The sequence below is a fragment of the Flavobacterium sp. SORGH_AS_0622 genome (genome assembly GCF_030818825.1).
Lineage (GTDB): Bacteria > Bacteroidota > Bacteroidia > Flavobacteriales > Flavobacteriaceae > Flavobacterium.
In genome coordinates this window covers 1,372,492-1,396,999 of record NZ_JAUTAX010000001.1, presented here as the reverse complement: position 1 = coordinate 1,396,999, position 24,508 = coordinate 1,372,492, and the positions used below count along the sequence as shown (strand labels likewise).

28 protein-coding genes are annotated in these 24,508 nt (G+C 31.3%); 24 read left to right on the top strand and 4 right to left on the bottom strand.

Annotation, left to right across the window (positions count from 1 at the left end; genetic code table 11):
* Positions 1 to 88 precede the first annotated feature (88 nt).
* From QE431_RS06095 to purU, 4 genes are all read left to right on the top strand, one after another.
* On the top strand, positions 89 to 958 hold the full coding sequence (locus tag QE431_RS06095) for a hypothetical protein (protein WP_307293819.1): 870 nt from the start codon (positions 89 to 91) through the stop codon (positions 956 to 958).
* A gap of 137 nt (positions 959 to 1,095) precedes the next feature.
* Positions 1,096 to 1,962, top strand: a complete 867-nt coding sequence (locus QE431_RS06090; RefSeq protein WP_307293817.1) for a hypothetical protein — start codon at positions 1,096 to 1,098, stop codon at positions 1,960 to 1,962.
* Between the two features lie 210 nt (positions 1,963 to 2,172).
* Positions 2,173 to 2,892: a DUF4197 domain-containing protein gene (locus QE431_RS06085; protein ID WP_307293814.1), complete on the top strand. Its 720-nt coding sequence runs from the start codon at positions 2,173 to 2,175 to the stop codon at positions 2,890 to 2,892.
* Between the two features lie 93 nt (positions 2,893 to 2,985).
* On the top strand, positions 2,986 to 3,840 hold the full coding sequence (gene purU, locus QE431_RS06080; RefSeq protein WP_057118972.1) for a formyltetrahydrofolate deformylase: 855 nt from the start codon (positions 2,986 to 2,988) through the stop codon (positions 3,838 to 3,840).
* 664 nt (positions 3,841 to 4,504) lie between these two features.
* Here purU and QE431_RS06075 read toward each other — a convergent pair.
* Both QE431_RS06075 and pyrF read right to left on the bottom strand, forming a co-directional pair.
* Positions 4,505 to 5,305 carry an ABC transporter substrate-binding protein gene (locus tag QE431_RS06075; RefSeq protein ID WP_307293811.1) on the bottom strand — a complete coding sequence of 267 codons (801 nt, stop codon included), beginning with the start codon at positions 5,303 to 5,305 and terminating at the stop codon, positions 4,505 to 4,507.
* Between the two features lie 168 nt (positions 5,306 to 5,473).
* Complete coding sequence (pyrF, locus tag QE431_RS06070; protein ID WP_307293808.1) at positions 5,474 to 6,301, bottom strand: orotidine-5'-phosphate decarboxylase; 828 nt, start codon at positions 6,299 to 6,301, stop codon at positions 5,474 to 5,476.
* Between the two features lie 156 nt (positions 6,302 to 6,457).
* Here pyrF and QE431_RS06065 point away from each other — a divergent pair, with 156 nt between their 5' ends.
* From QE431_RS06065 to QE431_RS06015, 11 genes are all read left to right on the top strand, one after another.
* On the top strand, positions 6,458 to 6,931 hold the full coding sequence (locus QE431_RS06065) for a Dps family protein (protein WP_057118978.1): 474 nt from the start codon (positions 6,458 to 6,460) through the stop codon (positions 6,929 to 6,931).
* 170 nt (positions 6,932 to 7,101) lie between these two features.
* Positions 7,102 to 7,287 carry a CsbD family protein gene (locus tag QE431_RS06060; protein ID WP_057118980.1) on the top strand — a complete coding sequence of 62 codons (186 nt, stop codon included), beginning with the start codon at positions 7,102 to 7,104 and terminating at the stop codon, positions 7,285 to 7,287.
* 157 nt (positions 7,288 to 7,444) lie between these two features.
* The gene (locus QE431_RS06055) at positions 7,445 to 7,996 is read left to right on the top strand and encodes an AraC family transcriptional regulator (RefSeq protein WP_057118982.1); all 552 of its coding nucleotides are present in this window, start codon (positions 7,445 to 7,447) and stop codon (positions 7,994 to 7,996) included.
* 21 nt (positions 7,997 to 8,017) lie between these two features.
* Positions 8,018 to 8,467 (top strand): response regulator, encoded by a 450-nt coding sequence (locus QE431_RS06050; RefSeq protein WP_057118985.1) that lies wholly within the window; start codon positions 8,018 to 8,020, stop codon positions 8,465 to 8,467.
* Between the two features lie 12 nt (positions 8,468 to 8,479).
* Positions 8,480 to 10,264, top strand: a complete 1,785-nt coding sequence (locus QE431_RS06045; RefSeq protein WP_057118988.1) for a CHASE3 domain-containing protein — start codon at positions 8,480 to 8,482, stop codon at positions 10,262 to 10,264.
* Positions 10,265 to 10,589: 325 nt separating this feature from the next.
* Entirely contained in the window at positions 10,590 to 11,159 is a 570-nt protein-coding gene (locus QE431_RS06040) for a DUF4142 domain-containing protein (protein WP_057118990.1), read from the top strand.
* 38 nt (positions 11,160 to 11,197) lie between these two features.
* Positions 11,198 to 11,845: a porin family protein gene (locus QE431_RS06035; protein WP_057118993.1), complete on the top strand. Its 648-nt coding sequence runs from the start codon at positions 11,198 to 11,200 to the stop codon at positions 11,843 to 11,845.
* A gap of 33 nt (positions 11,846 to 11,878) precedes the next feature.
* Positions 11,879 to 12,031: a lmo0937 family membrane protein gene (locus QE431_RS06030; protein WP_109192514.1), complete on the top strand. Its 153-nt coding sequence runs from the start codon at positions 11,879 to 11,881 to the stop codon at positions 12,029 to 12,031.
* 52 nt (positions 12,032 to 12,083) lie between these two features.
* Positions 12,084 to 12,368, top strand: coding sequence for a YtxH domain-containing protein (locus QE431_RS06025; RefSeq protein WP_057118996.1), 285 nt, complete (start codon positions 12,084 to 12,086; stop codon positions 12,366 to 12,368).
* Positions 12,369 to 12,417: 49 nt separating this feature from the next.
* On the top strand, positions 12,418 to 12,777 hold the full coding sequence (locus QE431_RS06020; protein WP_134140755.1) for a hypothetical protein: 360 nt from the start codon (positions 12,418 to 12,420) through the stop codon (positions 12,775 to 12,777).
* A gap of 35 nt (positions 12,778 to 12,812) precedes the next feature.
* Complete coding sequence (locus QE431_RS06015) at positions 12,813 to 13,211, top strand: hypothetical protein (RefSeq protein ID WP_057118999.1); 399 nt, start codon at positions 12,813 to 12,815, stop codon at positions 13,209 to 13,211.
* 564 nt (positions 13,212 to 13,775) lie between these two features.
* On the opposite strand, the gene prfA is transcribed toward QE431_RS06015, so the two are convergent.
* A complete protein-coding gene (gene prfA / locus QE431_RS06010) occupies positions 13,776 to 14,852 on the bottom strand; it encodes a peptide chain release factor 1 (RefSeq protein ID WP_307293787.1) in 1,077 nt (358 codons plus the stop codon).
* 324 nt (positions 14,853 to 15,176) lie between these two features.
* On the opposite strand from prfA, the gene QE431_RS06005 reads away from it, so the two are divergent.
* The 4 genes from QE431_RS06005 to QE431_RS05990 all read left to right on the top strand — a co-directional run bounded on the left by QE431_RS06005 (position 15,177) and on the right by QE431_RS05990 (position 18,527).
* Positions 15,177 to 16,055 (top strand): hypothetical protein, encoded by an 879-nt coding sequence (locus tag QE431_RS06005; protein WP_307293786.1) that lies wholly within the window; start codon positions 15,177 to 15,179, stop codon positions 16,053 to 16,055.
* Between the two features lie 32 nt (positions 16,056 to 16,087).
* The gene (locus QE431_RS06000; protein ID WP_307293783.1) at positions 16,088 to 16,786 is read left to right on the top strand and encodes a hypothetical protein; all 699 of its coding nucleotides are present in this window, start codon (positions 16,088 to 16,090) and stop codon (positions 16,784 to 16,786) included.
* 234 nt (positions 16,787 to 17,020) lie between these two features.
* Entirely contained in the window at positions 17,021 to 17,884 is an 864-nt protein-coding gene (locus QE431_RS05995) for a hypothetical protein (protein WP_307293780.1), read from the top strand.
* Between the two features lie 115 nt (positions 17,885 to 17,999).
* Positions 18,000 to 18,527 (top strand): hypothetical protein, encoded by a 528-nt coding sequence (locus QE431_RS05990; RefSeq protein ID WP_307293778.1) that lies wholly within the window; start codon positions 18,000 to 18,002, stop codon positions 18,525 to 18,527.
* Between the two features lie 200 nt (positions 18,528 to 18,727).
* Here QE431_RS05990 and QE431_RS05985 read toward each other — a convergent pair whose 3' ends face one another.
* On the bottom strand, positions 18,728 to 19,051 hold the full coding sequence (locus QE431_RS05985; protein ID WP_307293775.1) for a hypothetical protein: 324 nt from the start codon (positions 19,049 to 19,051) through the stop codon (positions 18,728 to 18,730).
* A 216-nt stretch (positions 19,052 to 19,267) separates the two neighbouring features.
* Here QE431_RS05985 and QE431_RS05980 point away from each other — a divergent pair, with 216 nt between their 5' ends.
* From QE431_RS05980 to QE431_RS05960, 5 genes are all read left to right on the top strand, one after another.
* Positions 19,268 to 20,254 carry a toxin-antitoxin system YwqK family antitoxin gene (locus tag QE431_RS05980; RefSeq protein ID WP_307293773.1) on the top strand — a complete coding sequence of 329 codons (987 nt, stop codon included), beginning with the start codon at positions 19,268 to 19,270 and terminating at the stop codon, positions 20,252 to 20,254.
* A gap of 121 nt (positions 20,255 to 20,375) precedes the next feature.
* Positions 20,376 to 20,621, top strand: coding sequence for a hypothetical protein (locus tag QE431_RS05975; RefSeq protein ID WP_307293771.1), 246 nt, complete (start codon positions 20,376 to 20,378; stop codon positions 20,619 to 20,621).
* A gap of 59 nt (positions 20,622 to 20,680) precedes the next feature.
* Positions 20,681 to 21,139, top strand: a complete 459-nt coding sequence (locus tag QE431_RS05970; protein ID WP_307293769.1) for a hypothetical protein — start codon at positions 20,681 to 20,683, stop codon at positions 21,137 to 21,139.
* A gap of 183 nt (positions 21,140 to 21,322) precedes the next feature.
* Positions 21,323 to 21,817, top strand: a complete 495-nt coding sequence (locus tag QE431_RS05965) for an SRPBCC domain-containing protein (RefSeq protein WP_307293767.1) — start codon at positions 21,323 to 21,325, stop codon at positions 21,815 to 21,817.
* Positions 21,818 to 22,083: 266 nt separating this feature from the next.
* Positions 22,084 to 24,387: a type IA DNA topoisomerase gene (locus QE431_RS05960; RefSeq protein WP_281867845.1), complete on the top strand. Its 2,304-nt coding sequence runs from the start codon at positions 22,084 to 22,086 to the stop codon at positions 24,385 to 24,387.
* Positions 24,388 to 24,508 lie beyond the last annotated feature (121 nt).

The window sequence follows — 24,508 nt, the reverse complement described above, 5'->3', positions numbered from 1 at the left end:
TTAAAATGATACTTTAAAAGCATATAAGGGCTAAAAGTGGTTTTATTTAAAAAGAGATTTGCCGAAATTTTTTTTTAATTAAATCACAGTGAAAAAATACTTTTTTCTATTTACTGCAATATTACTGCTAATTTCTGGCTGCAATAATTCAAAAACACCTGAAAGTTTTATTGGAGCCCATAATATTCCCAGACCTAAAGCGCCTAAAGCTGTTGGTCCTCCGCGTATTTTATTTATGGGCAACAGCCAATTAGAATATTTTATCAGCACTTCAACATTATTTCAAGAACTATGCAATGCCAATCAGCAGCATATTAATGTACAGCAGTTAGTGACAATGGGTGTTCCTCTTGACAAAGTCTACTACACCAATAAAACGGAAGCCAACCAAAATTTTTCTAATATAGATAAAGATGGAAATTACTACGATTATGTTGTGCTTCAAGAAGCAACACCAATTGCATTAAACGATCCTGAGAAGTATAAAAATAATTTAAAATTTATTGTTGAAAAAATACATACAAACAGTCCAGATGCTGCTATATATGTATACCAAGCAATGTCTCCAGTACCTTACACAGACTCCAACTATAACAATTACTATAACGAACTACGTAAAAATGCGATGGGAGCGGCAGCATTTTTAAAAAATGCAGGTTTATTGAGAATTGGTGACGCAGTTAAAGATGCTTACAATGGTAAAAGTGGTTACCAATACCTAAAAGACAATAAGGATCGTCTTCGCTTCGGAAGAGAAACACTGCATTTTTTAAATGATGGCGGATTTTTGCAGGCCGTTTTATTATACAGTTCTATTTTCGATGAAAAACCAATTATTCCTAAAAAACTTATTCTTAGTACAGGAACAAGTGATACTGATCATATGCGAAAACAAGAAGTCTATAAAGCCATCAGTAATCCAAAAGCTTTAGAAGAAATTGCTTTTAGTAATCGATGAAAAGCTTTTCATATGATGATATTTTCTCTAAAAAAGTTTGTCCTAAACTAGTATTTTAAAAACTTATTAGGGTGATAATTGTGATTGATTAAAAAGAGATTTGCTGCCATTTTAAATCTCATAATTAATTACTCACAATGAAAAAACACATTTTATTTTTGGGTGTTGCTGCGATTCTTTTTTCTGCTTGCAACAACAAATCAAATTCAGGGGAGAATTCAAGTTCAGAAATTACACATCCTAAAGCTCCAAAAGCCGAAAGTTCTCCACGAATATTATTTATAGGAAACAGCCACACAGAATATTTTGTAAGCGCTCCAATTTTATTTGATGAAATTTGTAAAGCCAATAATCAACCCATGAATATTGATCAATTAGTTACAATGGGAGTTTCTATTGACAAAATTTATGACGATCATAAAACTGAAGCTGAAGAGAATTTTGCTAAGACAGATAAAGATGGTAATTATTACGATTATGTAATCATTCAGGAGTCAACACCTGTTGCGCTTGCGGAACCAGATAAATACGCAGCTAATGTTAAAATGATTGTAGATAAAATTCGCAAAAACAGTCCTGACGTTGCCATTTATATTTACGAAGGAATGTCTCCATTACCTTTTACAGAATCTGAATACAAAGAGTATTATGATGAAATGCGCAAAAATGCTATTTCAATTACAGAAGCTACAAAAAACGCAGGATTATTAAGAGTTGGTGACGCTGTTAATGATGCATACAATGGAAAAAATGATTATAAATATTTAGTTGCAAATAAAGATAATTTACGTTTTGGAGAAAATACACTTCATCTTTTAAACGATGGCGGATTTCTTCAGGCGGTTTTACTTTATTCTACCATTTTTGATAAAAAACCTGCAATCCCGAAAGAGCTTACTTTAAGTACTGGAACAGGAGATAATGACGATATGAAAAAACAAGAAGTGAGTAAAGCTATCAGTAATCCAAAAGCTTTAGAAGAAATTGCTTTTAGTAATCGTTAAAAAATAGCGCAACAAAAAACTCAAAATCATCTTATATTTTTATGAGATGATTTTTTTATTTAAGGTCAATAAAAGAAGGAATGAATCCATATTGAAAATAAATTATCAAGCAAGTGTTATTTATCAAACAAATTGTTTACCCTCCCAGAATATTTTTATGGCTTTATTTTTGAATAAGTAGTATTTTTGAAACTTAATAATCCCCAACAAATGAAAAAGATTTTATTATTAGCCGTTACATTTTCTCTTACGTCTTGTGCGCAGGTACAACAGACCTTAAATCAATTACCTCAAATATCATCCCAGATTCCTGGAGTTGGTGGTGTAGACATTGCTTCGGGTTTAAAAGAAGCTTTAAACAAAGGAATTACCCAACAAGTAAGTAAATTAACTGCAGTAGATGGTTTTTATAAAAATGAAGCTGTAAAAATTTTAATGCCGCAAGAATTACAAAAAGTAGATGCTACTCTAAGAAAAGTAGGTTTAAGCTCTCTTGCAGATGAAGGAATAAAAATGCTGAACCGTGCTGCAGAAGATGCAGTGAAAGAAGCTACGCCAATATTTGTTTCGGCCGTAAAAAATATGTCTTTTACAGACGCTAAAAATATTTTACTAGGAAACGACAGCGCTGCTACAAGCTATTTGCAAGGAAGTACGACTTCAGCATTATATGGAAAATTTAATCCTGTGATTAAAAGTTCTTTCGAAAAAGTAGGCGCTGATGTTGTTTGGACAAAAATCATAAACAAATACAACACGATTCCATTAGTTAAAAAAGTAAATCCAGATTTGACTGACTATACAACAACTCAAGCTTTATCTGGAGTTTTTAAAATGATTGCTGTAGAAGAAAAAGAAATCCGTAATAATATAAGTGCAAGAACAACTCCTTTATTAAAAAGTGTATTTGCAATGCAGGACGGAAAATAATTTTTTCTGAAGTTACAAAGGTCCAAAGATACAAAGCAGCCTTTGCAACTTTGGACCTTTGCAACTTGTCACTAACCAAAATTAAATACCAAAATGCAAAAAATAACAATACTCATTCATTGTGGAGATCAAAAGAATATTATCGCCTCTGTGACTACTTTTATTGCTAAAGTAGAAGGAAATATTACCTATATTGATCAGCATGTTGATGTAGAGCAAAATGTATTTTTTATGCGATTGGAATGTGAATTTACCAATCCGCAAATTACTATTGAAAGTTTAAAAGAAGATTTTGATAAAACTCTCGCTGTCAAATTTAATATGTCTTGGGATTTGTACAGCCAGGAGCAAAAACCCAAAATGGCGTTATTTGTTTCTAAATATGATCATTGTTTATTTGATATTTTAGGTCGTTACAGTGCTGGAGAACTAAATGTCGAAATTCCGCTTATCATTAGTAATCATAATGATTTAAGGTCAATTGCCGAACGTTTTGATATTCCGTTTCACTATGTGCCTTTTACCAAAGAGAATAAAGAAGAAGGTGAAGCAAGACAAATTGAGCTATTAAAAAGATATGAAATCAATTTTATTGTTTTGGCCCGTTACATGCAGATTGTAACTCCAAAATTGATTTCGCTTTACGAAAATAAAATTATCAATATTCATCATTCGTTTTTACCTGCTTTTCCAGGAGCGAAACCGTATCATTCGGCATTTAAACGCGGTGTAAAAATTATTGGTGCAACAAGTCACTATGTTACAGAAGAACTAGACGAAGGTCCGATTATTGAACAAGATATTGCAAGGGTTTCTCACATTCATTCGGTAGAAGATTTTATCATGAAAGGACGCGATCTAGAAAGAATTGTTTTAGCAAGGGCAATTAAATTGCATGCAGAAAGAAAAACAATGGTTTACAGCAATAAAACAGTAGTTTTTTCTTAAGCATGAAATTCTGAGATTTAATAAAACAAAATAAAAACCCGACAGTTTATAACGCTGTCGGGTTTTTATATTTTAATAACTCTTCATCTTTTAAAAACAACCTCAAAAAACCTCATTGTATGTATTTTGACAGGTTGAAAAACAGCTTTTTACAAGCAGTTGTTAATTTTACTTTAAATGTATTTTTCTGATTTCTAATATTTTATCATTATATTAAATCAAAACCAACTGAATTAATAAACAAATTTGATAGTTATTATATTTAAATAATTAAAAATTATTTTATGCTGCAGAAAGCTCAAAACAATGATTTTATAAATCTTAACTTATGCTCAACAAAGTAATAACAAAACCTTAACAGCATAAGATTGATATATGTCGGACATTTGTAATGTAATAAACTGGTTATTTATTATTTTGGTTTTGGTTAGTTAAATGATGCCGGCGTCTTCGAGATGCCGGCATTCTTTTTTTATAGATTTTCGTTACAGGTTATTTATAATTTGAGCATAATTTTTACCACAAAGAGCTCAAAGGTTTTTTCGCAAAGTTCGCAAAGCTATAATACAAACCTTTGTAAACTTTATGTTTTCTATAAACCTTGCATAAAAAGAATCTTTGCGTTCTTTGCGTTAAAATCACGATCCAACAAAAAACTGCAAAGCTAATTCTTCAACCTTTCGTGTAGTAATTTGAAATAAGCAAAAGCCTTAAATAATCGGCTTCCGTGCCAAGAGAACATTTCGCCGTCGACAAAAATAGTCTTGGCATGATGTGTAAATCTCCCAATTTCAAAAGCATCCTCTTCTTTAAAAGGATACGGTTCTGAAGAAAGGAAAACAATATCTGGATCTCCTTCTAAACGCATCTTCTTTAATTCAATTTCTGGATAACGTCCTTTATCTTCGTATATATTTGTAAAATGATTCAGTTTTAATAATTCATTTATATAAGTATCGTTTCCAGCAACCATATATGGATTTTTCCAAATGAAATAAGCTGCTTTTTTAGACGGGATGTCTTTTATGTAATTCTTAAAATCACTTAAAGCAAAAGTCAGTTTATCATTCCATTTTTGTGCTTCGGTTCTGCAATTGAACAATTGCCCGAAATCTGAAATCATCTGAAAGTTATCTTCAATAGAAACAATATTCGTAACCCAAACCGGACAAATTTCCTGTAACTGATTTACAATTTCTTCTGTGTTTTCTTCTTTATTGCAAATGATAATATCAGGCTGCAAAAGATTTATTTTCTCGAAGTGAATTTTCTTTGTTCCTCCAACAATCTTTTTAGTCGACTTAAAATGAAACGGATGTACACAAAACTTCGTAATTCCGATAATTTTATCTTCTAAACCTAGATCGTATAATAATTCGGTTTGAGAAGGAACTAAAGAAATTATACGCTTGGGAGCTGATTCAAAAGAATGTAAAGTGCCCAGCTGGTCTTTAAGTTGTTTCATGTTTCAAGTTTTATTTGTTTGAAGTTAATTGGATCGGTTTTAACGCAAATAACGCAAAGGTTTTACATTTACTAGGTTTTGTATAAAAACACAAAGTTCGCAAAGCTTTGTAAATAAAGCGTTGCGACTTTGCGATAAAATTATGTTCAAAGTAATAAACTTGAAACCTTAAACCTGAAACTTTGTATTAATAATCCCTTCCATTTCCTGCTGTACTTTCAAAGCTTCTTCCCTAGCCTTTTCTGCAAAGTCAGTTCCGTTTGAAGCGTAAATAATTGCTCTTGCAGAATTTACCAAAAGACCAATTTTATCATTCATTCCGTATTTGCAAACTTCTGACAAACTTCCACCTTGAGCGCCAATTCCAGGAACTAGTAAAAAGCTGTCTGGAACAATTTTTCTAATTTCTGTAAAATATTCTGCTTTTGTTGCGCCTACAACATACATTAAGTTTTCGCTGTTTTTCCACGTTTTAGAAGTTTCCAAAACTTGTTTGTACAATTCTTTTCCGTTTGTGGTTAAAGTCTGAAAATCGAAAGCACCTTCATTTGATGTTAAAGCTAACATTATAGTGTGCTTGTTTTCGAAAGCCAAAAAAGGTTCAACAGAATCTTTTCCCATATATGGTGCAACGGTTACACTATCAAAATTTAAATCTTCAAAAAAAGCTTTTGCATACATACTTGAAGTATTCCCGATATCTCCGCGTTTTGCATCGGCGATCGTAAATATTTCAGGATAATTTTCGTTGATGTAATTAATTGTTTTCTGCAAAGACATCCATCCTTTTATTCCATATGCTTCAAAAAATGCTGTATTTGGCTTATAACCAACAGTTAAATCGTGTGTAGCATCGATTATCGCTTTATTAAATTCAAAAATAGGATCTTCTGTTTCTAATAAATGCTGCGGTAATTTTGCTAGGTTTGGATCTAAACCAACGCATAAAAATGATTTTTTCTGAAGAATGTGTTCGTGTAGTTGTTGTGTAGTCATATTGTATTTTGCTAGTACGGCAAAATTACAAATAATATAATTGGTTTACCAAATTAGCTACGACATTGAATTCCTGTAACATCTCGCAAAAATTGTGTAAGAAAAAACAAGTTCTGGAAAAGTATCTTTGGAAGAAACCTTTTAATACATACAAGTATGAGCCCAAATATCGGAATATCACCTAAAAATTTAAAAAAAAGCGCCACTATATTAGCCACGATTTTATCAAACGAAATGACACTGTATGTAAAAACTAGAAAATTTCACTGGAACATTTCTGGAAACAGCTTCATGGAATTACATAAGTTGTTTGAAGATCAGTACCGAATCCTAGAAGCTAACATTGATGAAGTTGCAGAACGCATCAGCCAGCTTGGAGAAAAAACAATTGGTACTATGAAAGAGTTTATTGAAAATTCTACTTTAAAGGAATCACCAAAAGAATATGCCTCTCAAAAACATATGTTATCTGAACTTTTAGAAAACCACGAGCAGCTGGTAACAGAATTTAGAGATTATATTCCCGTTTTTGAAAATGAAACAAATGATGCAGGTTCTGCAGATTTTGTAACGGGACTTTTGCAAGAGCACGAAAAAATGGCTTGGATCTTGAGGAGGTATCAGGTTTAATTGTTAATTGTTAATTGTTAATTTTTAATTCTAGTTGTAATTAAAATTTAAGTTATTCAAATTATTAAATTGGGATGAAAATTATACAACAGTCTTAAAAATTAATGTAACGCAAACCTCTTCTAGAAGTTGCAACTTTACATTATTAATAATTTCAAACAAAAGACACCATGAATACTACCGAGATAAAAGGAAACTGGAATGAGTTAAAAGGAAAATTAAAGCAAAAATATGCTGAATTAACAGATGACGATTTGATGTTTGCTGAAGGAAAAGAAGACGAAATGTACGGAAGACTTCAGCAAAAATTAGGAAAAACGAAAGAAGAATTCCATCAAATGCTGTCTGATTTGTAAATCCTTGCAACTCAATCAGGAAATACCGTCTAGTAAAAAATATTAGACGGTATTTTTTTGAAAATTTTATTTTAAAATGCATTCAACTTGTAATTCTAAGCTATTTTTAAGCAAAAACACCAAATAAATTAAGTATCTTTAACCAAATTTCCATAAAATGAAACTATTTATAAAGTTTGACATTAACACGATTTGCTCTCTTTATTTAAAACAAAACCTGGAACAAAATAATATTAATTTTACAACTCTGGGATTTGGAGAAATTGAGATTGAAGATAATCTTGATGCCGAAGCACTAGAGAATTTAAAAAATAAATTAACTCCGTGCGGTTTTGAAGTAGTTGAAAATCAAAAAAGTGTATTAGTCCAAAAAATAAAAGACGCGATTATCGAGCTTGTTTTTATGGATGACAGTAATAATTATAAAAGTTCTGTGTTTTTAGCAGAGAAGCTAAATCATAGTTACGGCTATTTATCAAATGTTTTCTCAGAAGTGACATACTCTTCTATTGAAAACTTTATTATTTTACAAAAAATCGAAAGAGCAAAACAGTTGATAATTATCAACGAAATGAGTTTGACAGAAATAGCTTTTTTACTAAATTACTCCAGTGTTGCGCACTTGAGTACGCAGTTTAAAAACACAACTGGAATTACTCCATCTGCTTTTCAGAGAATTATTAAGAAACGAAGAGAAAATTTAAAATAAAAACCCAAATACCACGATCAAATGCAGAAAAACGCATTACACATTTTACTAGCTGATGATGATGAAGATGACCGTCTTTTTTTTAAAGATGCTTTTGAGGAAATCAAAATACAAACGAATGTAAGTTTCGTTCATGACGGAATGCAGCTGATGGATCATTTAATGAACACAGACAATAAACTTCCAGATATTTTGTTTCTAGATTTGAACATGCCGAAAAAAACAGGTAAAGAATGTTTAATTGAAATCAAAAAAACAGATCGTCTAAAAGATATAATCATTGCTATTTACTCAACATCTTCTTCTGAAGAAGATATCGAAGATACATTTATTCAAGGCGCAAATATTTACATTAAAAAACCGAGCGATTTCAATACGCTTAAAAAAATAATTAATGAAGTCGTGACCGTAAACTGGCATTATCATACTTCAGGTTTAAACCGTGATAATTTCTTGCTGCGACTAAAATAAGAGCATACTATAATGAAGTGGATACCAAATTTTAATTCTTCAAACTCTTTGAGAGTTATTTTTGTAATCGCAGTTTTCATCCTGTTATTTCTTTCTTCAATTGCTTACAAACATAATCAAGACTTGAACGAATCAAGTAAATTGGTTATGCATACTTACGAAATTAACATCCAGCTAGAGCGTTTAATGTCGGCTATTAAAGATGCAGAAACGGGCCAGCGAGGGTATATCATCACTCGCAATGCCCGTTTTTTAACCCCTTACATTTATTCGCGCGATAAAGTGAATACTTCTTTTATCACTTTAAAAAAACTAACTGCCGATAATCCGCAGCAACAGCGCAATCTTCAAAAACTTTTTAAACTCATTACCCAGCGATTTGTTTCTTTTGAAAACTGTTTAAAATACAGCGATCCTAAAACATATGATAAAAGAAAATTAGACAATCATATGTTTGGCGGAAGAATCTTGATGGAAAACATTCGTTTTAAAGTAGATGAAATGAATGATATCGAAAAGACTTTTCTAAAAAAAAGACTTAAAATTTACGATTCAGAAATTTCATTAAGTCCTCTTTTTTCGATTTCCTTATTTTTAGCTGCATTGAGTTTCATTTTACTTGCTTACCGACAAATCAGCCGAGATTTTCAACGCCTAAAGATTTTCAACAAAAGACTTCTTATCTCAAATGGACTGATTGCAGAATCTGAAAGCATTGGTAATTTCAGTACTTGGCAATGGGATTTGGATGCCGATAAAATTGATTATTCAGACAATCAATATCGTTTGTTAGGATTCGAACCAAAATCTTTTGTACCAAATAAAGCAACACTTTTAAAATTTGTTCATCCAGACGACAAAGAAACATTTGCTAAATATATGGATGGAGTTGTTGACAAAAAACAGCTTCCGTTTGTGTATTATAAAATTGTTCGATCAGATTATGAGGTTCGCTACTTCAAGACAACTGGTAAAATTGTAACTGACCAGCAAGGAAGTAAAATCTTACTTGGAATTAATTTCGATATTACTGATGAACATTTATTAAACATCGAACTTCAGGAACGAAATAAAGAATTAGAAAAAAGTAATAAAGAACTGGCTTCTTTTAATCATGTGGCAAGTCACGACTTACAGGAACCGCTTCGAAAAATCCAAACTTTTATTTCTAGAGTTTCTGATGCTGATAAGGATATAATGTCTGAAAGTGCTAAAAATTATATTTATAAAATCGAAAGCTCAGCAAAAAGAATGCGAGTTTTAATTGACGATCTTCTTTTATTTTCGAGAACGAATACAACCAAAAAGGAGTTTATTAAAATGAATTTGAATGAACTGCTGGATAATGCCGAATCTGAATTGGCTGAAATTATTGAAGAAAAGAAAGCAGTTATTCAAAGTAATAAACTTCCTAAGCTGGCTGTAATTCCTTATCAAATTGAACAATTGTTTATTAATTTAATTGGAAACTCATTAAAGTACAGCCGACCAAATGTTGAACCTGTAATTTCTATTTCAAGCGAAAAAGTAAGCTCATCTGATTATCCTGAAATACTGGAACAATCTGTAAAGAAATTTCATAAAATATCTTTTACAGATAACGGAATGGGATTTGATCCGCAGTTTAAAGAAACGATTTTTATTCTTTTTCAACGTCTGCATTCTAAAACAGATTATCCTGGAACCGGAATCGGGTTAGCCATCTGTAAAAAAATTGTAGAGAACCATAAAGGACATATTATTGCCGACAGCACTATAGGCGAAGGATCTGTTTTTACTGTTTTTCTTCCAGACTAAAAATGTAAAATTTTCAGTTTTCCTATACAATTATATAGGGCAATTAATAGCTGCAAAAACCTAATCTCAAAAACTGGCTGTGTAATTATACAATTGTAAGAAAAAAAATCAACGGTTTTAATTAAAATAAAAAAAGAAATTATAGAAAATTCTGTGATTTCTTTTTTTTTGCGTTCTACCAAACCTAACTAATCACCTGAATTTTAAAGGTTAAACTATAAAAATAATTCTACTATGGGAATTATATAAAGTTTCTTTTTTATGCTGTAAAGTAAAATGTTTCATTCGTTAGCATCTTTGTAATGTAATACTTTAAGAAGTGATAATGAAAGCAAAATCCCCCTTAAAAGCTTCAATTTTTAAAGTGTTTTTCTTACTGGTACTATTATTATGCATCACGTCTTGCAGAAAAATAAATCCGATAGAAAACACTTTTAAGAACCAAGCTTTAGCAATAACAGAAAGAGAAGAAACAGAAGCTTATTTCTTTATTTCAACGGCGAATGCTAGTAAGTCAATTATTTCTAAAAGTCAAATTGCACAACAAAAAAGTTCAGACACCATAGTTCAGGAATTGAGTAAGAGAATAGAAATTCATGAAAATCAAATCCTGGGCGAAATAACAAAAATGGCAACATTAAAGCTCATTGTTATTACTGAAATTAATGCCACACACAAAAGAGACCTGTACAACCTCATAGATGCAAATGGCAGTGAATTTAACGATGTTTATTTAAGCGCAATGAAAGATGCTTTAAGCGGCCAGATTAAGTTATTTGAAACTATATCTAGAGAAACAAAAGATAAAGAAATTCTAGAATTAGTATCAAGGTATTTACCTGAACAATATAAACTCTTAAGGGAAACCGAAAGAATAACAATACAAAACGTATAAGAGCCTATTTATCTATCAATTAACTAAATTTTTTAACTATGAAAATGCAAACAAATTTTTTATGCGCCTTAACACTTTTTTTATCAGCTTCATTTGGAATGCTGCACGCTCAAGACAATAATGTAAATACCGAGTTCGGTGTAAAAGGAGGATTCAACATGTCTAACCTTTATGGCAGTGGAGATGATGTAGATGACAATAATATTTTATACGGTTTTAACGCCGGGGTTTATGCTACACTTCCTATTTCAGATTTTGTAGCGATTCAGCCAGAGCTTTTGTTTACTACAAAAGGTGCTGAATTTGAATACAACAATGCTTTTGCAAGCGGGAATACAAAATTCAAATTAAATTATATTGAACTTCCGCTTTTAGTTAGAGTAAATATTACAAAAAACTTTAATGTACATGCGGGTGGTTATGCTTCTTACTTAGTAAGTTCTAAAGTAACAGGAGACGGATCTTTTGATTTTGACCAAGAAATTGACAGAGATGATTTAAACAAATTTGATGCAGGTATTGCTGCAGGTGTTGGAGTTGATTTTGATCCTATCAGCATTGGAGTTCGTTACAATTATGGTTTAACAACTGTAGGTAAAGAAAGAACTGTTGCAGGAACCACTTACACAATTCCAGATGCAAAAAACAGCAATTTGACATTATACCTTTCGTATAAGTTAAATTAAGAGACTAATTATAAACCACTAAAATAAAAAGCCATGTCAAATTTATTATATACAATCGCAGTGATTCTGGTAATTCTTTGGGCTTTAGGGTTCTTTGTTTACAGTTTCGGAAGTATTATTCACATTCTGTTAGTTATTGCCATTATCGCAGTACTGCTAAGACTTATTAAAGGTCGAGAAATTTAAATTAAATATTAAATCAACAAATTTTAAATATTAATCCATTAAATCAATTATTATGAAAACTAGTAGCACAATTTTAGGAATTTTAGGAGCCGCAGCGGCGGGAGCGTTTATAGGAGTATTGTTTGCACCAGATAAAGGTTCAAATACAAGAAAAAAAATCAAAGATAAATCGAAAGATTACGGAGATAACCTTAAAACAAAATTTGATGGTATTGTAAGTACTATTACTTCAAACGGTAAAGATATTATCGAAGAAGGAAAATCTAAACTTAATCAAGTGAAAGATGATTTCAATTCTATCAAAGATGAAGCTAAAACTGTAAAAACAAACTATTAATATAATAGCTATTAATAAGTGAATTTTTCAAACCATAAAACCCTATATCATGGAACCAAATGCAACAACAAACGAGAACTTAAATCTATATGAAAAAGCTGAAAACTATGCTAAAACAAGTTTAGAATTATTAAAACTAAAAACAGTATGTTCAGTTGCCGACGGTGTTTCATCGCTAGCATCTAAGATAGCAATCGGGATTGTTGTTGCATTTTTTACTTTGTTCCTTAATATAGGGATTAGTTTATGGGTTGGACAACTGCTGGGAGAATATTATTATGGATTTTTTATCATGGCACTTTTTTACTTAATTGTTGCTGTTGTTATTGTAAAATCACATCATAAATTGATAAAAACACCTATTGGAAATACTATTATTTCAAGTATTTTAAAAGAAACAAAGAATTAAGATTTAATTAATTAATAATTATAAAAGACTAATCTATGGAGGCTATATACACTATTGATCAATTAAATCAAAAAATTCAAGAATTAGAAGTCCGTCAAGATTCAGAATGGTGCGCCATCAAAGATCATATCGAGGATGTCAAAGAGAATTTGAAACCAATAAATTTAATTAGAAATACTGTTGAAGAAATTAACGAAACAGTTGGTTTTAAAAGTCACATGGCACAGTCTGCAATTAGTATTGGAATTGGATATCTGGCAAAAAGATTCATCGTCGGAAAAGGCGATTCAATGTTCAAAGGAGTATTGGGATCACTTGTACAGCTTATCGTAACCAATCTGGTTTCTAAACCACATCACGATCACGAATCAGACGAATTTTCAAGTGAAACTTCAGAAGAAGAATCATCACAATATGAACCATCCAGAGAGTAATTGTCAAACTTAAATTTTATATTATGGAAAAGTTAAGCGAAATAGTATTAAAAAATGGTGTATACGTTTACTCTAATCTATATAAATGTTTTGAATATACGAGAGTATTTCTAGGTATCTAACTTTCATCATACGCTTATTGGGGAAAGCGGTTGATGAAGATAAGACCTTCACTATATTTTTAGAGGTTCTGAGGTGCTAAGATTCTAAGTTAAAAGGTTTTTTATTTTCGATAAATCGAAATTTTGTAAAGTCTTTTTATAACAATAGGAATTTAAATCTCAACCTTAACAAAAGAGACTGTTTACATTAGTAAGCAGTCTCTTTTACTTTATAGAATGAGCCAACGAAAAAAGCGTTGACAATATTCAAAACAAAAAAATTGAAGTTTAATAAATTTTAAATTTATTAACTTCAAAATAAAAAAAGCCGAACAAAGTTCGGCTTAAATTTTATATATAAGTTCAAGAAAAAACCTCTGAACCTTTGTACCTCTGCAACTTTGAACCTGAAGAAAAAAAACCTCAGAACCTTAGCCCCTCAGAACCTCAGAACCTTCAAAAATTAAAATACCTCCGAAGCCTCTTTCAATTTCTCCATATTGTTAACCAATTGAAGCTCGGCAACAATTTTCTGAATATCACCATTCATGATGTTTCCTAAATCGTAAAGTGTCAAACCAACTCTGTGATCGGTTACACGACCTTGAGCATAGTTATAGGTACGAATTTTAGCAGAACGGTCACCAGAACTTACCTGAGAAGTACGTTTTGTAGCATCTTCAGCTTCTTTTTTCGCCAATTCCATTTCGTACAAACGAGAACGTAAAACCGTTAACGCTTTATCTTTATTTTTATGCTGCGATTTCTGATCCTGACATTGCGCCACCAATCCGGTTGGAATGTGCGTTAAACGTACAGCCGATTTCGTAGTATTTACCGATTGTCCTCCAGGTCCAGACGAACAGAAGAAATCTACACGAACATCGTTCATATCGATCTGTACATCAAACTCTTCTGCTTCTGGTAAAACCATAACAGTAGCCGCAGATGTATGCACACGACCCTGTGTTTCTGTCTGCGGTACACGCTGTACACGGTGAACACCGGCTTCAAACTTCAAAGTACCGTAAACATCCTCTCCCGAAACCTCAAAAATAACCTCTTTGAAACCTCCAGAAGTACCTTCGTTCATATCCACAACAGATGTTCTCCATCCTTGTGCTTCACAATATTTAGTATACATTCTAAACAAATCCCCAGCAAAAATACTCGCTTCGTCCCCACCCGTTCCGGCGCGGATCTCCACCATAACGTTTTTAGCATCTTCAGGATCTTTAGGAATAAGCATAAATTTGATTTCCTCCTCCAATTCTGGCAGACGTTCTTTTGCTTCATCCAATTGCATTTTGGCCATTTCCACCATTTCAGCATCGCTTCCGTCCGCAATAATTTCGTTTGCTTCCTCGATGTTTGCTAAAACTATGATGTACTCTTCTCTCTTTTCAACAAGCGCTTTAATACCCTTATATTCTTGGTTAAGCTGCTTATAACGTTTTTGATCAGAAATAACATCCGGCTGAATAATCAAATCCGAAATCTCATCAAAACGCTGCTTTACATATTGAAGTCTATCTAACATTTTCTTTTCCTTTATTTGGACTGCAAAATTACAAAATTTTTATCGAAAATTCTAGAATTGATTTTTTGTGTTTTTTGAGGGAGATTTTGATAATTTTTTGTTTCCTAAAATTGGGGGTTTATACGTGGTTATGGATTTAATTTTTATACGATTTTTGATTAAAAACTTCAGAATAAAAATAAAACAAGATTTACCACTATCAAATAATATTGTAAGTAAAATTTACGGTTTTCCGTAAGGTTAGTAATTATAAAAATTATATGTTTGAATCTTTATTTTATTTATTCTCAGATAGAATTTGAATAACTTTAATAAGTTAGAGATATGAATGAATTTTACAATCAATTTGAACTACATTATTACTTTTCAGATAATTCTCACGGTTTCGATGCAATTATTCGAAATGAATGTGAAAAGGAATTGCTATTGCTGTTTGAAGAAATAATTAATGATCTTGATATCAAAATAGCAATTGAAGCAAAGCCACCTCAAAATGGCGGTTTTATAGAAATATGGGAATTTATTGGTACAAATAAAGAGACAATTACATTGATTGTTTCTATCATTACCTTAATATTATCGAGAATACCTGTTCAAAATAGAAAACTTACTAAACTTCAAATCGAAAATCTTGAATTAGATAATCAACTTAAAAGAGAAGAATTAAAAAAATTAGGTATTAAAAACGTTGACAAAATCGATGAAAATCTACTAAAAAAAATTACTGATTTTTTAATTAAAAACTATAAGATATTTTGGCGACGTTCAAATTTCTTCAAAAAAATAACTCAATATAAAAGAATTAACAAAATAACAGTAAATAAACTTTTGAATTATCATCCTTCATCAGAAATCAAAACTTTAAGATTGGGTGATTTTGAACAATTCATCCTTTTTGATGAAAATATTCCTGACATTGTAGATCAAACTGAAATAATTGATCTAATCTCCTCAGCATTAAAACAAGGAAAATTTAAATGGAAAGGTTTTTTAAATAGCCAAATTATTGATTTTGAAATGCAAGATGAAAACTTTAAACAGCACGTATTTCATGGAGATATAAAGCATACAAATAAAGTGCGTCTAAAGGTAAAACTTAATTTTTCAAGAAAAATAGATGAAACAGGAAGAATTAAAATAACTAGATATTATGTTACTAATGTTTTAAATTATTACATTGACAATATTGAATATGAAGTGTAAAATATATTTATAGTAATAAGATAAGATTAATTATGGAAAAAGAAAAAAACTCAACAAATGAAGCTATAGATGTTTGCAACGATAAAATTAGCACTCATAGATTACAAGCAAGTAAATTTTTAGCAATTATAATTATTCTTTCCACGTTATTTATAGCCTCTGAAGCAGCAAAAATTTATTACGAAACGGCACAGTCAAAATATCTTACTGACCTTTATTCAAAATATTATTTTACCAATGAAAAACTCAAAGATATATATGGCTACAAAAATGAAAAAATGAGAACAAAACAAGATACATTAGATGAAATTAAAAAAATGGCATATTTAAAGCTTGATCAAACAAATGAATCGATTAAAGAATTAAAAGAAAAAATTGAATTATCAAAAAAGGGATTTGACAGCTATATAATTTACGGAATATTTATATTAATTTTTAGTATAGTAACGTCTTTTTACAGGTTTCATCAAAAAGAAATTTCAAAGCATGAACATTATCTAATTGGTTTTCATCGAATAAGAATTGCTGCCAATAATTCTAAAAACAAGTTTGAAACAGAGGTTCGTACAGAATTAACTAGAGATGCATTTTCATATGAAACGCATAAAGCTATATTTTCCAAAGAAAAGAAAATTGAAAGCCCAATACCTGGTCACCCAACTTCAGATATAAGTGTAATGTTAATAAATAAAATTTTTGAAGCTATTGAAATCAAAGCAAAAAAATCATAAGTCTACGAAGTGTTTTTATCAGATAGCGCGGATTTACAATGCATGCCTGCAAAAGTATGAAACTTTGTAATTCAAATACAAACCAGACAAATCTTTGTTAGCAAAGATTACAAATCTGCGCTAACAGATATTAGATGGAAGTTGTGGAGAATCAGAAAATAAGATTCCATTTAATTGCAAACTTTTTGTAATAAATATTAGAAACAATCGAGGGTCGAAATAAAAATTTACAATATGACTAAATACGATAGGAAAAGAAGAGAAGCTAATTTTTTAATAATAACAACTTTATTAATTCTTCTCTTAAAATATATTTTCGGTGGACAATTTCCAATAAGATATGGTGAAATTATTTATTTAATAGCTATTGCAGGATTGCTGTTTTTCTTATTTATTTTGACAAGAGGAAGATATAGCAATATGTCTACTTTTTTCATTCTTACATTTTTATTGATTGGGCTCCTTCCTTATTTTCATTATCTAAACTATTCTTATAATAAGGAAAACTATAGTTTCAATAATGAATATTTACACAAAAATATCCATAGCTACAAAGACGAACTTAAAAAATACAAAGATTCTGTCTTTATTTCAGAACTAAAATTCAAACTTTATAATAGAAAGCTTAACCTTTTACTTGAAAACAAGAAGCAGAAAATAAGTGATTACACTTTTGTTGTAAAATCAATTTCAGAAAAAGGAGCTGCCACACCTAACCAAGGACCTATTGGAAGACCAAATGATAGAGGGAATTTGGAAAAAGAAGTTGATATATTCAAAATCGATAAAAAAATCATCACTTTAAAATTAGGAACAGGAAATTTAATTGATGGAATAGATCAATATATAAAAGAAATCAATTTGTTGAATACCAAAATTCAAAATCCAAAACAATTTATACCCTATAATGACATATGGTTGGATTCAGTTACAGGTTTCGTTTTTGGTTTTATAAAACCTTTATCTAAGCTTTCACAGATAATTAGGTTACTGCAATTAATAAATGCTTATTTTTTGTTTCATATGATTTCTAGCTGGCTTAAAATATCTAAAAAATTAAATATATCAGAAATAGATAATAAAATCCCAGCTCCGTAAAGTTTCCTAGTAACCACTGCGCGAATGTCTCCGACTTCGCGACCGTTACAATATTCGTTTTTGTATTATCTAAGAAATATAATAAGCTAATAAAACAACTTTAAATCCAAATTCTATGAAAACAAACACTTTGATTTTATCCGTTTTAGTTTTAACTTTTGCAATTAGTTGTAAACAATCTTCAGAAGAAAAAACAATTTATACACTATCTACACAAAACAAAAGTGTAAGTGTAATTGATATTTCCGATAACCAGAACTCTTCAGAACTTGCCTCAAGAGAATGGGAGTTGCCACAAAAATTAAAAGAAGAATGGAAAAATGCTAAAGAAATAAAATATACCGACACTTTGCACTTTGAGCAAATAAAGGATATTCTTCTAGTTGATTATACTGTTATATCAAAAGATTCATCAAATTTTATTTTCAAAAAAGTAAAAGTTACTGCACCAAATGCAAGCCAAAACTATAGTTTTTCAAGTGAAATTTCTCAACAACATAATCATGGTAATAAATCCGCTTTTGATATGTTTATTACGGTTTCAATTTTTGCTACGTCAAAACCTAGAAACAATCAAGGAACGGAAATGTTTGGAAAGAGTTATGTTATTATAGCAAAAAATGGCGTTGTAAAACCATTGTAAATTGATAATAAATACTACAAATTCGCATCATCAAAGCAAAATCAAAATTAAGTAATAACAATTTTCTAAAAATGACAGATCCTAAACCTAAAAAGAAAAATTGGCTCAAAATTTTTATAGAGAACCTACTTGATTTTATTTTAATGGGAAAATAAAAAAATGCGCAAAAGTCTAAAAAACTCTTGCGCTTTTTATACCAATCAAACCCCAACCTTATAAACCTCATCCAACAACTCCATTTCTTCGTCTGGAAATAGCTGCAAAGCAATTTCAAGAAGAGTCATTACATTAATATCATTGTCTTTTGTAAAACTCGACAAAGTTTTTGCTTCTGGATTAAGCAAAATAATACTGGCTTTTAGCAAATCTGAAACCATTAGATTTAATTCGTTATAAGAAGATACTTTTAGCGGTATCGTAAACGAATTGTTTTCTTTAGGCTCTGGTTTTAGTTTGACGAAATATCTTCCTTTATTTATTAATTCTAATAATTCTTCGGCTCTTTCTTTGTTTTGCGCTTCCATGATTTTTAGTTGTTTTTTTTGTTTTTCTTTGAAACGAAATTAGAAAGAATAGATTATTATTACGTGATCGTAAACAATCGAGTGTATACAACCGATTATTTTATCAAAAATCTACAAACTTTTATAAATCTACAATCGTAGAAGAAATACCTTATATTTGTTTTTGTATATATTTTTTAGACTCAGCCAAATATCATTTTCACAACCTATAATTTCATGCAAACAAGACTACTATTTTTTACTTCAATTTTAATTTTAATCTATGGATGCAATGCCGATATAAATGACAAAGACAAAAGAAATGAAAATTGGGCATATTGGATTGATTCAAAAACAGGCAAAGCATCTTGGGTTCCGCTTAAAGATGTAACTACAGTTAAAGACGGCAACTATACTTCTTTCTATTCTTCGGGATCGATTTACGAAAAAGGAAAACTGAAGAATGGTAAAAATATAGATACAATTTATTGGTACGATCAAAATGAGAAACTGATACATCTTACATTCATTAAATCCAACGTTTATACTCAATACTACAAATACAACGGACCTTATATTTCTTATTTTCAGAATGGAAATGTTTTTGAAAAAGGAATAATAGAAAATCACAAATTCAAAGATGATTGGACAAGATATTATCTAAACGGTCAAATTGAGTGGTCTACAAATCTCAAAAACGGAACAGGCACAAAGCTTTGGTACTTTGAAGATGGGCAAATGTCTCACTCAACCGATTATGTCAATGGCAAAATAGATGGTCTAAACAAGAGTTGGCATAGTAATGGCCAAATTAAAGAAATCTCCAATTGGAAAAACGGAATCCAAAATGGCTTATACGAATCATTTTTTCCAGATGGTAAACCAGAATCAAAAACCAATTGGCTAAATAATAGAGTCGACGGAAAAAGTGAATGGTGGTATCAAAGTGGGCAGAAAAAAAATATAATCTTTTATAAATCCGATCTTATGGATGGTTATAACAAACAATGGTACCCTAACGGAAAATTGCATGTTGAAGGAAATTTTATCTTAGGAAAAAAAAACGGAAAAGTTGCTCGATATTATGAAAACGGCAATATTCAAGCTGAAGGATTTTTTAAAGACGACAAGGAAGATGGCATTTTTAAATGGTACGATAAAAATGGGCAAATTAAAAACAAAATTGTTTATGCCAATGGAATTGTTATTGATACACTTCAATAATATTAGGCTTTTTAAAAATAAATCTAATAATTTCCCACTACGGGTGCGAGCGTCCCGCTCGTGAACGCAATCAAAATCAATTGCTAAGTTTTATAGATTACTAACCAGTCAATAAAATTAAATGAAACTACTTCCCATTTTATTTTTTATTTTTCTTTTCAACTTTTCGTATTCGCAAGGCATTGACTTTAAAGCTGAAAAAGAAATTATCAAGCAAACGCTTAGTCAATATCTGGACACTAATCCAAATTCAATGGTTAGTTTTATTAAAGATGGAAAAGGTTACAAACTTGCTGCTTTTGGGCTCGAAATGGGAATTGCCATGGAGGAAGATTCACAAAAAAAAGAAGAAAAAAAAAGGATTTAGAGCATTTGAATTACTTTTCTGATTCTATTTCAAATGTTCTAAAAACAAAAAAAATTAAAGTGTTTGTTAGCGATACTTTATTTGCGTATAAGTATATACCTGCTGCGAACAACTTACAGAATGAAACCGATTGGAAACAAAACTATCAATACTTACTTGCTGATTTCAAGTACAATGAATTGGCAAGAATGGACACGATTATTGGTGAAGAATATATTGATCTGATTAAAAAGCAAGTGCATTATAAAGGTGAAAACAAAACATTTGCAAGAGGCGAGTTAGACCATTCTTATTATAAATATGAAAAAGAAAACCTTAGTTCTAAAGATCAATCCAGTATTCGAGGTTCCAAATTATATAGATTGGTTTTAAATGACAATAATACTAAAGGCTGCTATTTATTTTCTTTCTACTGCAGTCAAAATAGGATTTGCAGAAGTTTTATATTCATTAAAAAAGAAAACAATAAATGGGTGTATGTAGACGAATATCCCTCTTGGATTGTAGATGAATCATAAATACTTTAGGCTAGTGAAGTAGAAACTTTCTATATTTCGAAAAATACAACTACTTTACAAGTTCAAAAATAACCTTTGTACAATCTTAAAAATAAAACTAATCTCAAAAAAAACCAGAAAAAGGTTGCTTCAAACAACATTAAAAAATGTAGCTTTGAATGTTTGATTACTAAAAATTAAATCATGGAAAATTTCGACTGGACCTCTTTCACCAAAAAAATAGCCGTTAAAGCTAAAATCAGTGATATTTATAACGCCTGGACAAAGGCTGAGGAACTTGAAAAATGGTTTCTCGAAAAAGTGTCTTTTTTTGATAGTAATCAAGAGCTGATAAGTAAAGACCAAAACGTTTCTGAAGGCAATACCTATGAATGGCTTTGGTATTTATATGATGATGCAATGAAAGGAAAAATCACTGCTGCAAACGGAAAAGATCAACTGCAGTTTACATTTGAAGGAACTTGTCTTGTAGATGTAAAATTGAGCGAAAGCAATGGTTACACGATAGTAGAACTTCGTCATCATAATATTCCAACAGATGATTCTTCGAAACAATATATAAGATTGGGCTGTTCCAATGGCTGGCATTTTTATCTCATCAATCTTAAATCGGTTTACGAAGGTGGTTTGGATTTACGCAATAAAGATGAGAATTTGAATCCGATGATAAATAATTAAGCTGAATAATATTTCAAAATTGATTTTTGTGAATCGGAAAAATTATAAAAAAACATCCCAAAAAGAAATCTCTTTTTAGGATGCTGCTGACTTAAAACGTAAACGGATATTAAACCTCCTCTTCTACTTTTAAAATTTCTAATTTTAAATTGCCTTTTTTTGGCAGTCTTTGAAAACAAACATAAATCATAAAACTTAGTGCCTTCGCGCCTTTGGGGCAAACCAAAAAAAAGTCCTAACTTCGCTCTTCAATAAGAAAAGAAAGAATGAAGGTCTGTATTGCTGAGAAACCAAGTGTAGCACGAGAAATCGCATCCGTTTTGGGCGCCAATACCAAACACGACGGATATTATGAAGGAAACGGTTATGCCGTAACCTACACTTTTGGGCATTTATGTACCTTAAAAGAACCCAACGATTACAAACCACACTGGAAAAGCTGGGATTTAAACAATCTACCAATGCTTCCTGAAAAATTTGAAACCAAAGTGGTTCAGAATTCGGGAATCCAAAAGCAGTTTAAAATCATTAAAAGTCTTTTCGACAAAGCCGAATTGGTTATCAACTGCGGGGATGCCGGGCAGGAAGGAGAATTGATTCAGCGGTGGGTAATGAATGAAGCAAATTATAAAGGCGAAATAAAACGTCTTTGGATTTCGTCACTTACAACCGAAGCTATAAAAGAAGGTTTCGACAACTTAAAACCTTCTGAAAACTACGATAATTTATTTTATGCCGGATTCTCCAGAGCGATTGGCGACTGGCTTCTGGGAATGAATGCCACGCGTTTGTATACCGTAAAACACGGCGGTTACAAACAAGTTTTGTCTATCGGGCGCGTGCAAACGCCAACATTGGCAATGGTTGTGGAAAGATTTAAAGAAATCGAAAACTTCAAACCGCAGCCGTATTGGGAATTACAGACTTTATACAGAGAAACACTTTTCAGTTATGAAGAGGGTCGTTTTCTAAACAAAGAAGACGGTGAAGTTCTGGCTGAAAAAGTCAAAGAAAGTGATTTTGAAATTGTTTCTGTTGACAAAAAAAACGGAAACGAATATGCGCCAAAGTTATTTGACTTGACTGGTTTACAAGTTTACTGCAATCAGAAATTTGGATTTTCGGCAGAGGAAACGCTTAAAATTGCGCAGACTTTGTACGAGCAGAAAGCCATAACGTATCCGAGGGTTGATACGACTTTTCTTCCGGGCGACATTTATCCGAAAGTACCTGGTATTCTGCAAAAACTAACGCATTACGCACCTTTAACAGAACCGCTTTTAGGAAAGAAAATTAAAAAATCCCCAAAGGTTTTTAACGATAAAAAAGTAACCGATCACCACGCAATTATTCCAACTGGAATTGAAATTAATCTGCCGTATAATCAGCAGCAGGTTTATGATATTATCACCAAACGTTTTATTGCTGTTTTTTATGACGATTGTTTAGTTGCAAATACCACAGTTATCGGAAAAGCTGCGGATGTGACTTTTAAAGCCACTGGAAAAGAAATCTTGAAAAAAGGTTTCCGTGTGGTTTTTGAAGATCCGAATGCGAAAGAAAAAGAACCCGATTTACTGCCGAGTTTTGTTGTGGGCGAAAAAGGCCCGCACGAACCTTCTTTCCTTCAAAAAGAAACCAAACCGCCTAATCATTTTACCGAGGCAACTTTACTGCGTGCCATGGAAACCGCAGGAAAACAAGTCGATGACGAAGATTTACGCGAATTGATGAAAGAAAACGGAATCGGTCGTCCGTCAACGCGTGCGAATATTATCGAAACGCTTTTTAAACGTCAATACATTGTCCGCAATAAAAAACAAGTTTTACCGACTGTAACTGGAATCCAGTTGATTGACACAATTCAGAATGAATTGATCAAATCGGCTGAACTTACGGGTTCTTGGGAAAAACAGTTGAAAGATATTGAGAAAGGAACTTTTACAGCCTCAGCGTTTATAAAAAACATGAAACGCATGGTTGAAGCTTTGGTTTATGAAGTAAGAAGTGAAACAAAACATGCCAATATTTCTCATGCGGCAACGGTACAAAAACCAGTTGTAAAAGCAGAAAAAAAGAAAGCCGCAGGGATTTTAGCCGAAACCTGTCCGAAATGCCAAAAAGGAAATTTCATAAAAGGAAAATCGGCTTTTGGATGCAGCGAATATAAATCGGGCTGTGATTTTGTATTGCCGTATGTTTTTGCCGATAAAAAAATAACAGAAAGTCAGTATTTACGATTGATTCAGAAAGGTTCAACTGTAAATATAAAAGGCTTTAAAACCGAGGCTGGAACGGTTGAAGGTTTAATTCGTTTTGAAGAAAATTACAAACTGAAATTAGAACCTAAAAAAACAGCTCCAAAGACTGCAGCCACTCCAACATCGGATTCTCTAATATGTCCGAAATGTAAAAAAGGAACAATCTTAAAAGGAAAAACCGCTTACGGATGCGCAGCATACAAATCAGGCTGCGATTTTAAAGTAACTTTTGATGAAGTTCGAGCTAAACTAAAAGATCAAAAGCCTACGAAAGAGTTGGTTTATTCGATTTTAGAGGAAAGCGTTTAATTTTTTTTTAGCCACAGATTAAAAGGATTAAAACGATTTTTTTTTTGAACTGTGCTTTTTGCCGCGAATTACACTAATTTTCACTAATTTTTTTTTCACGCAGATTTAATCTGATAATAAC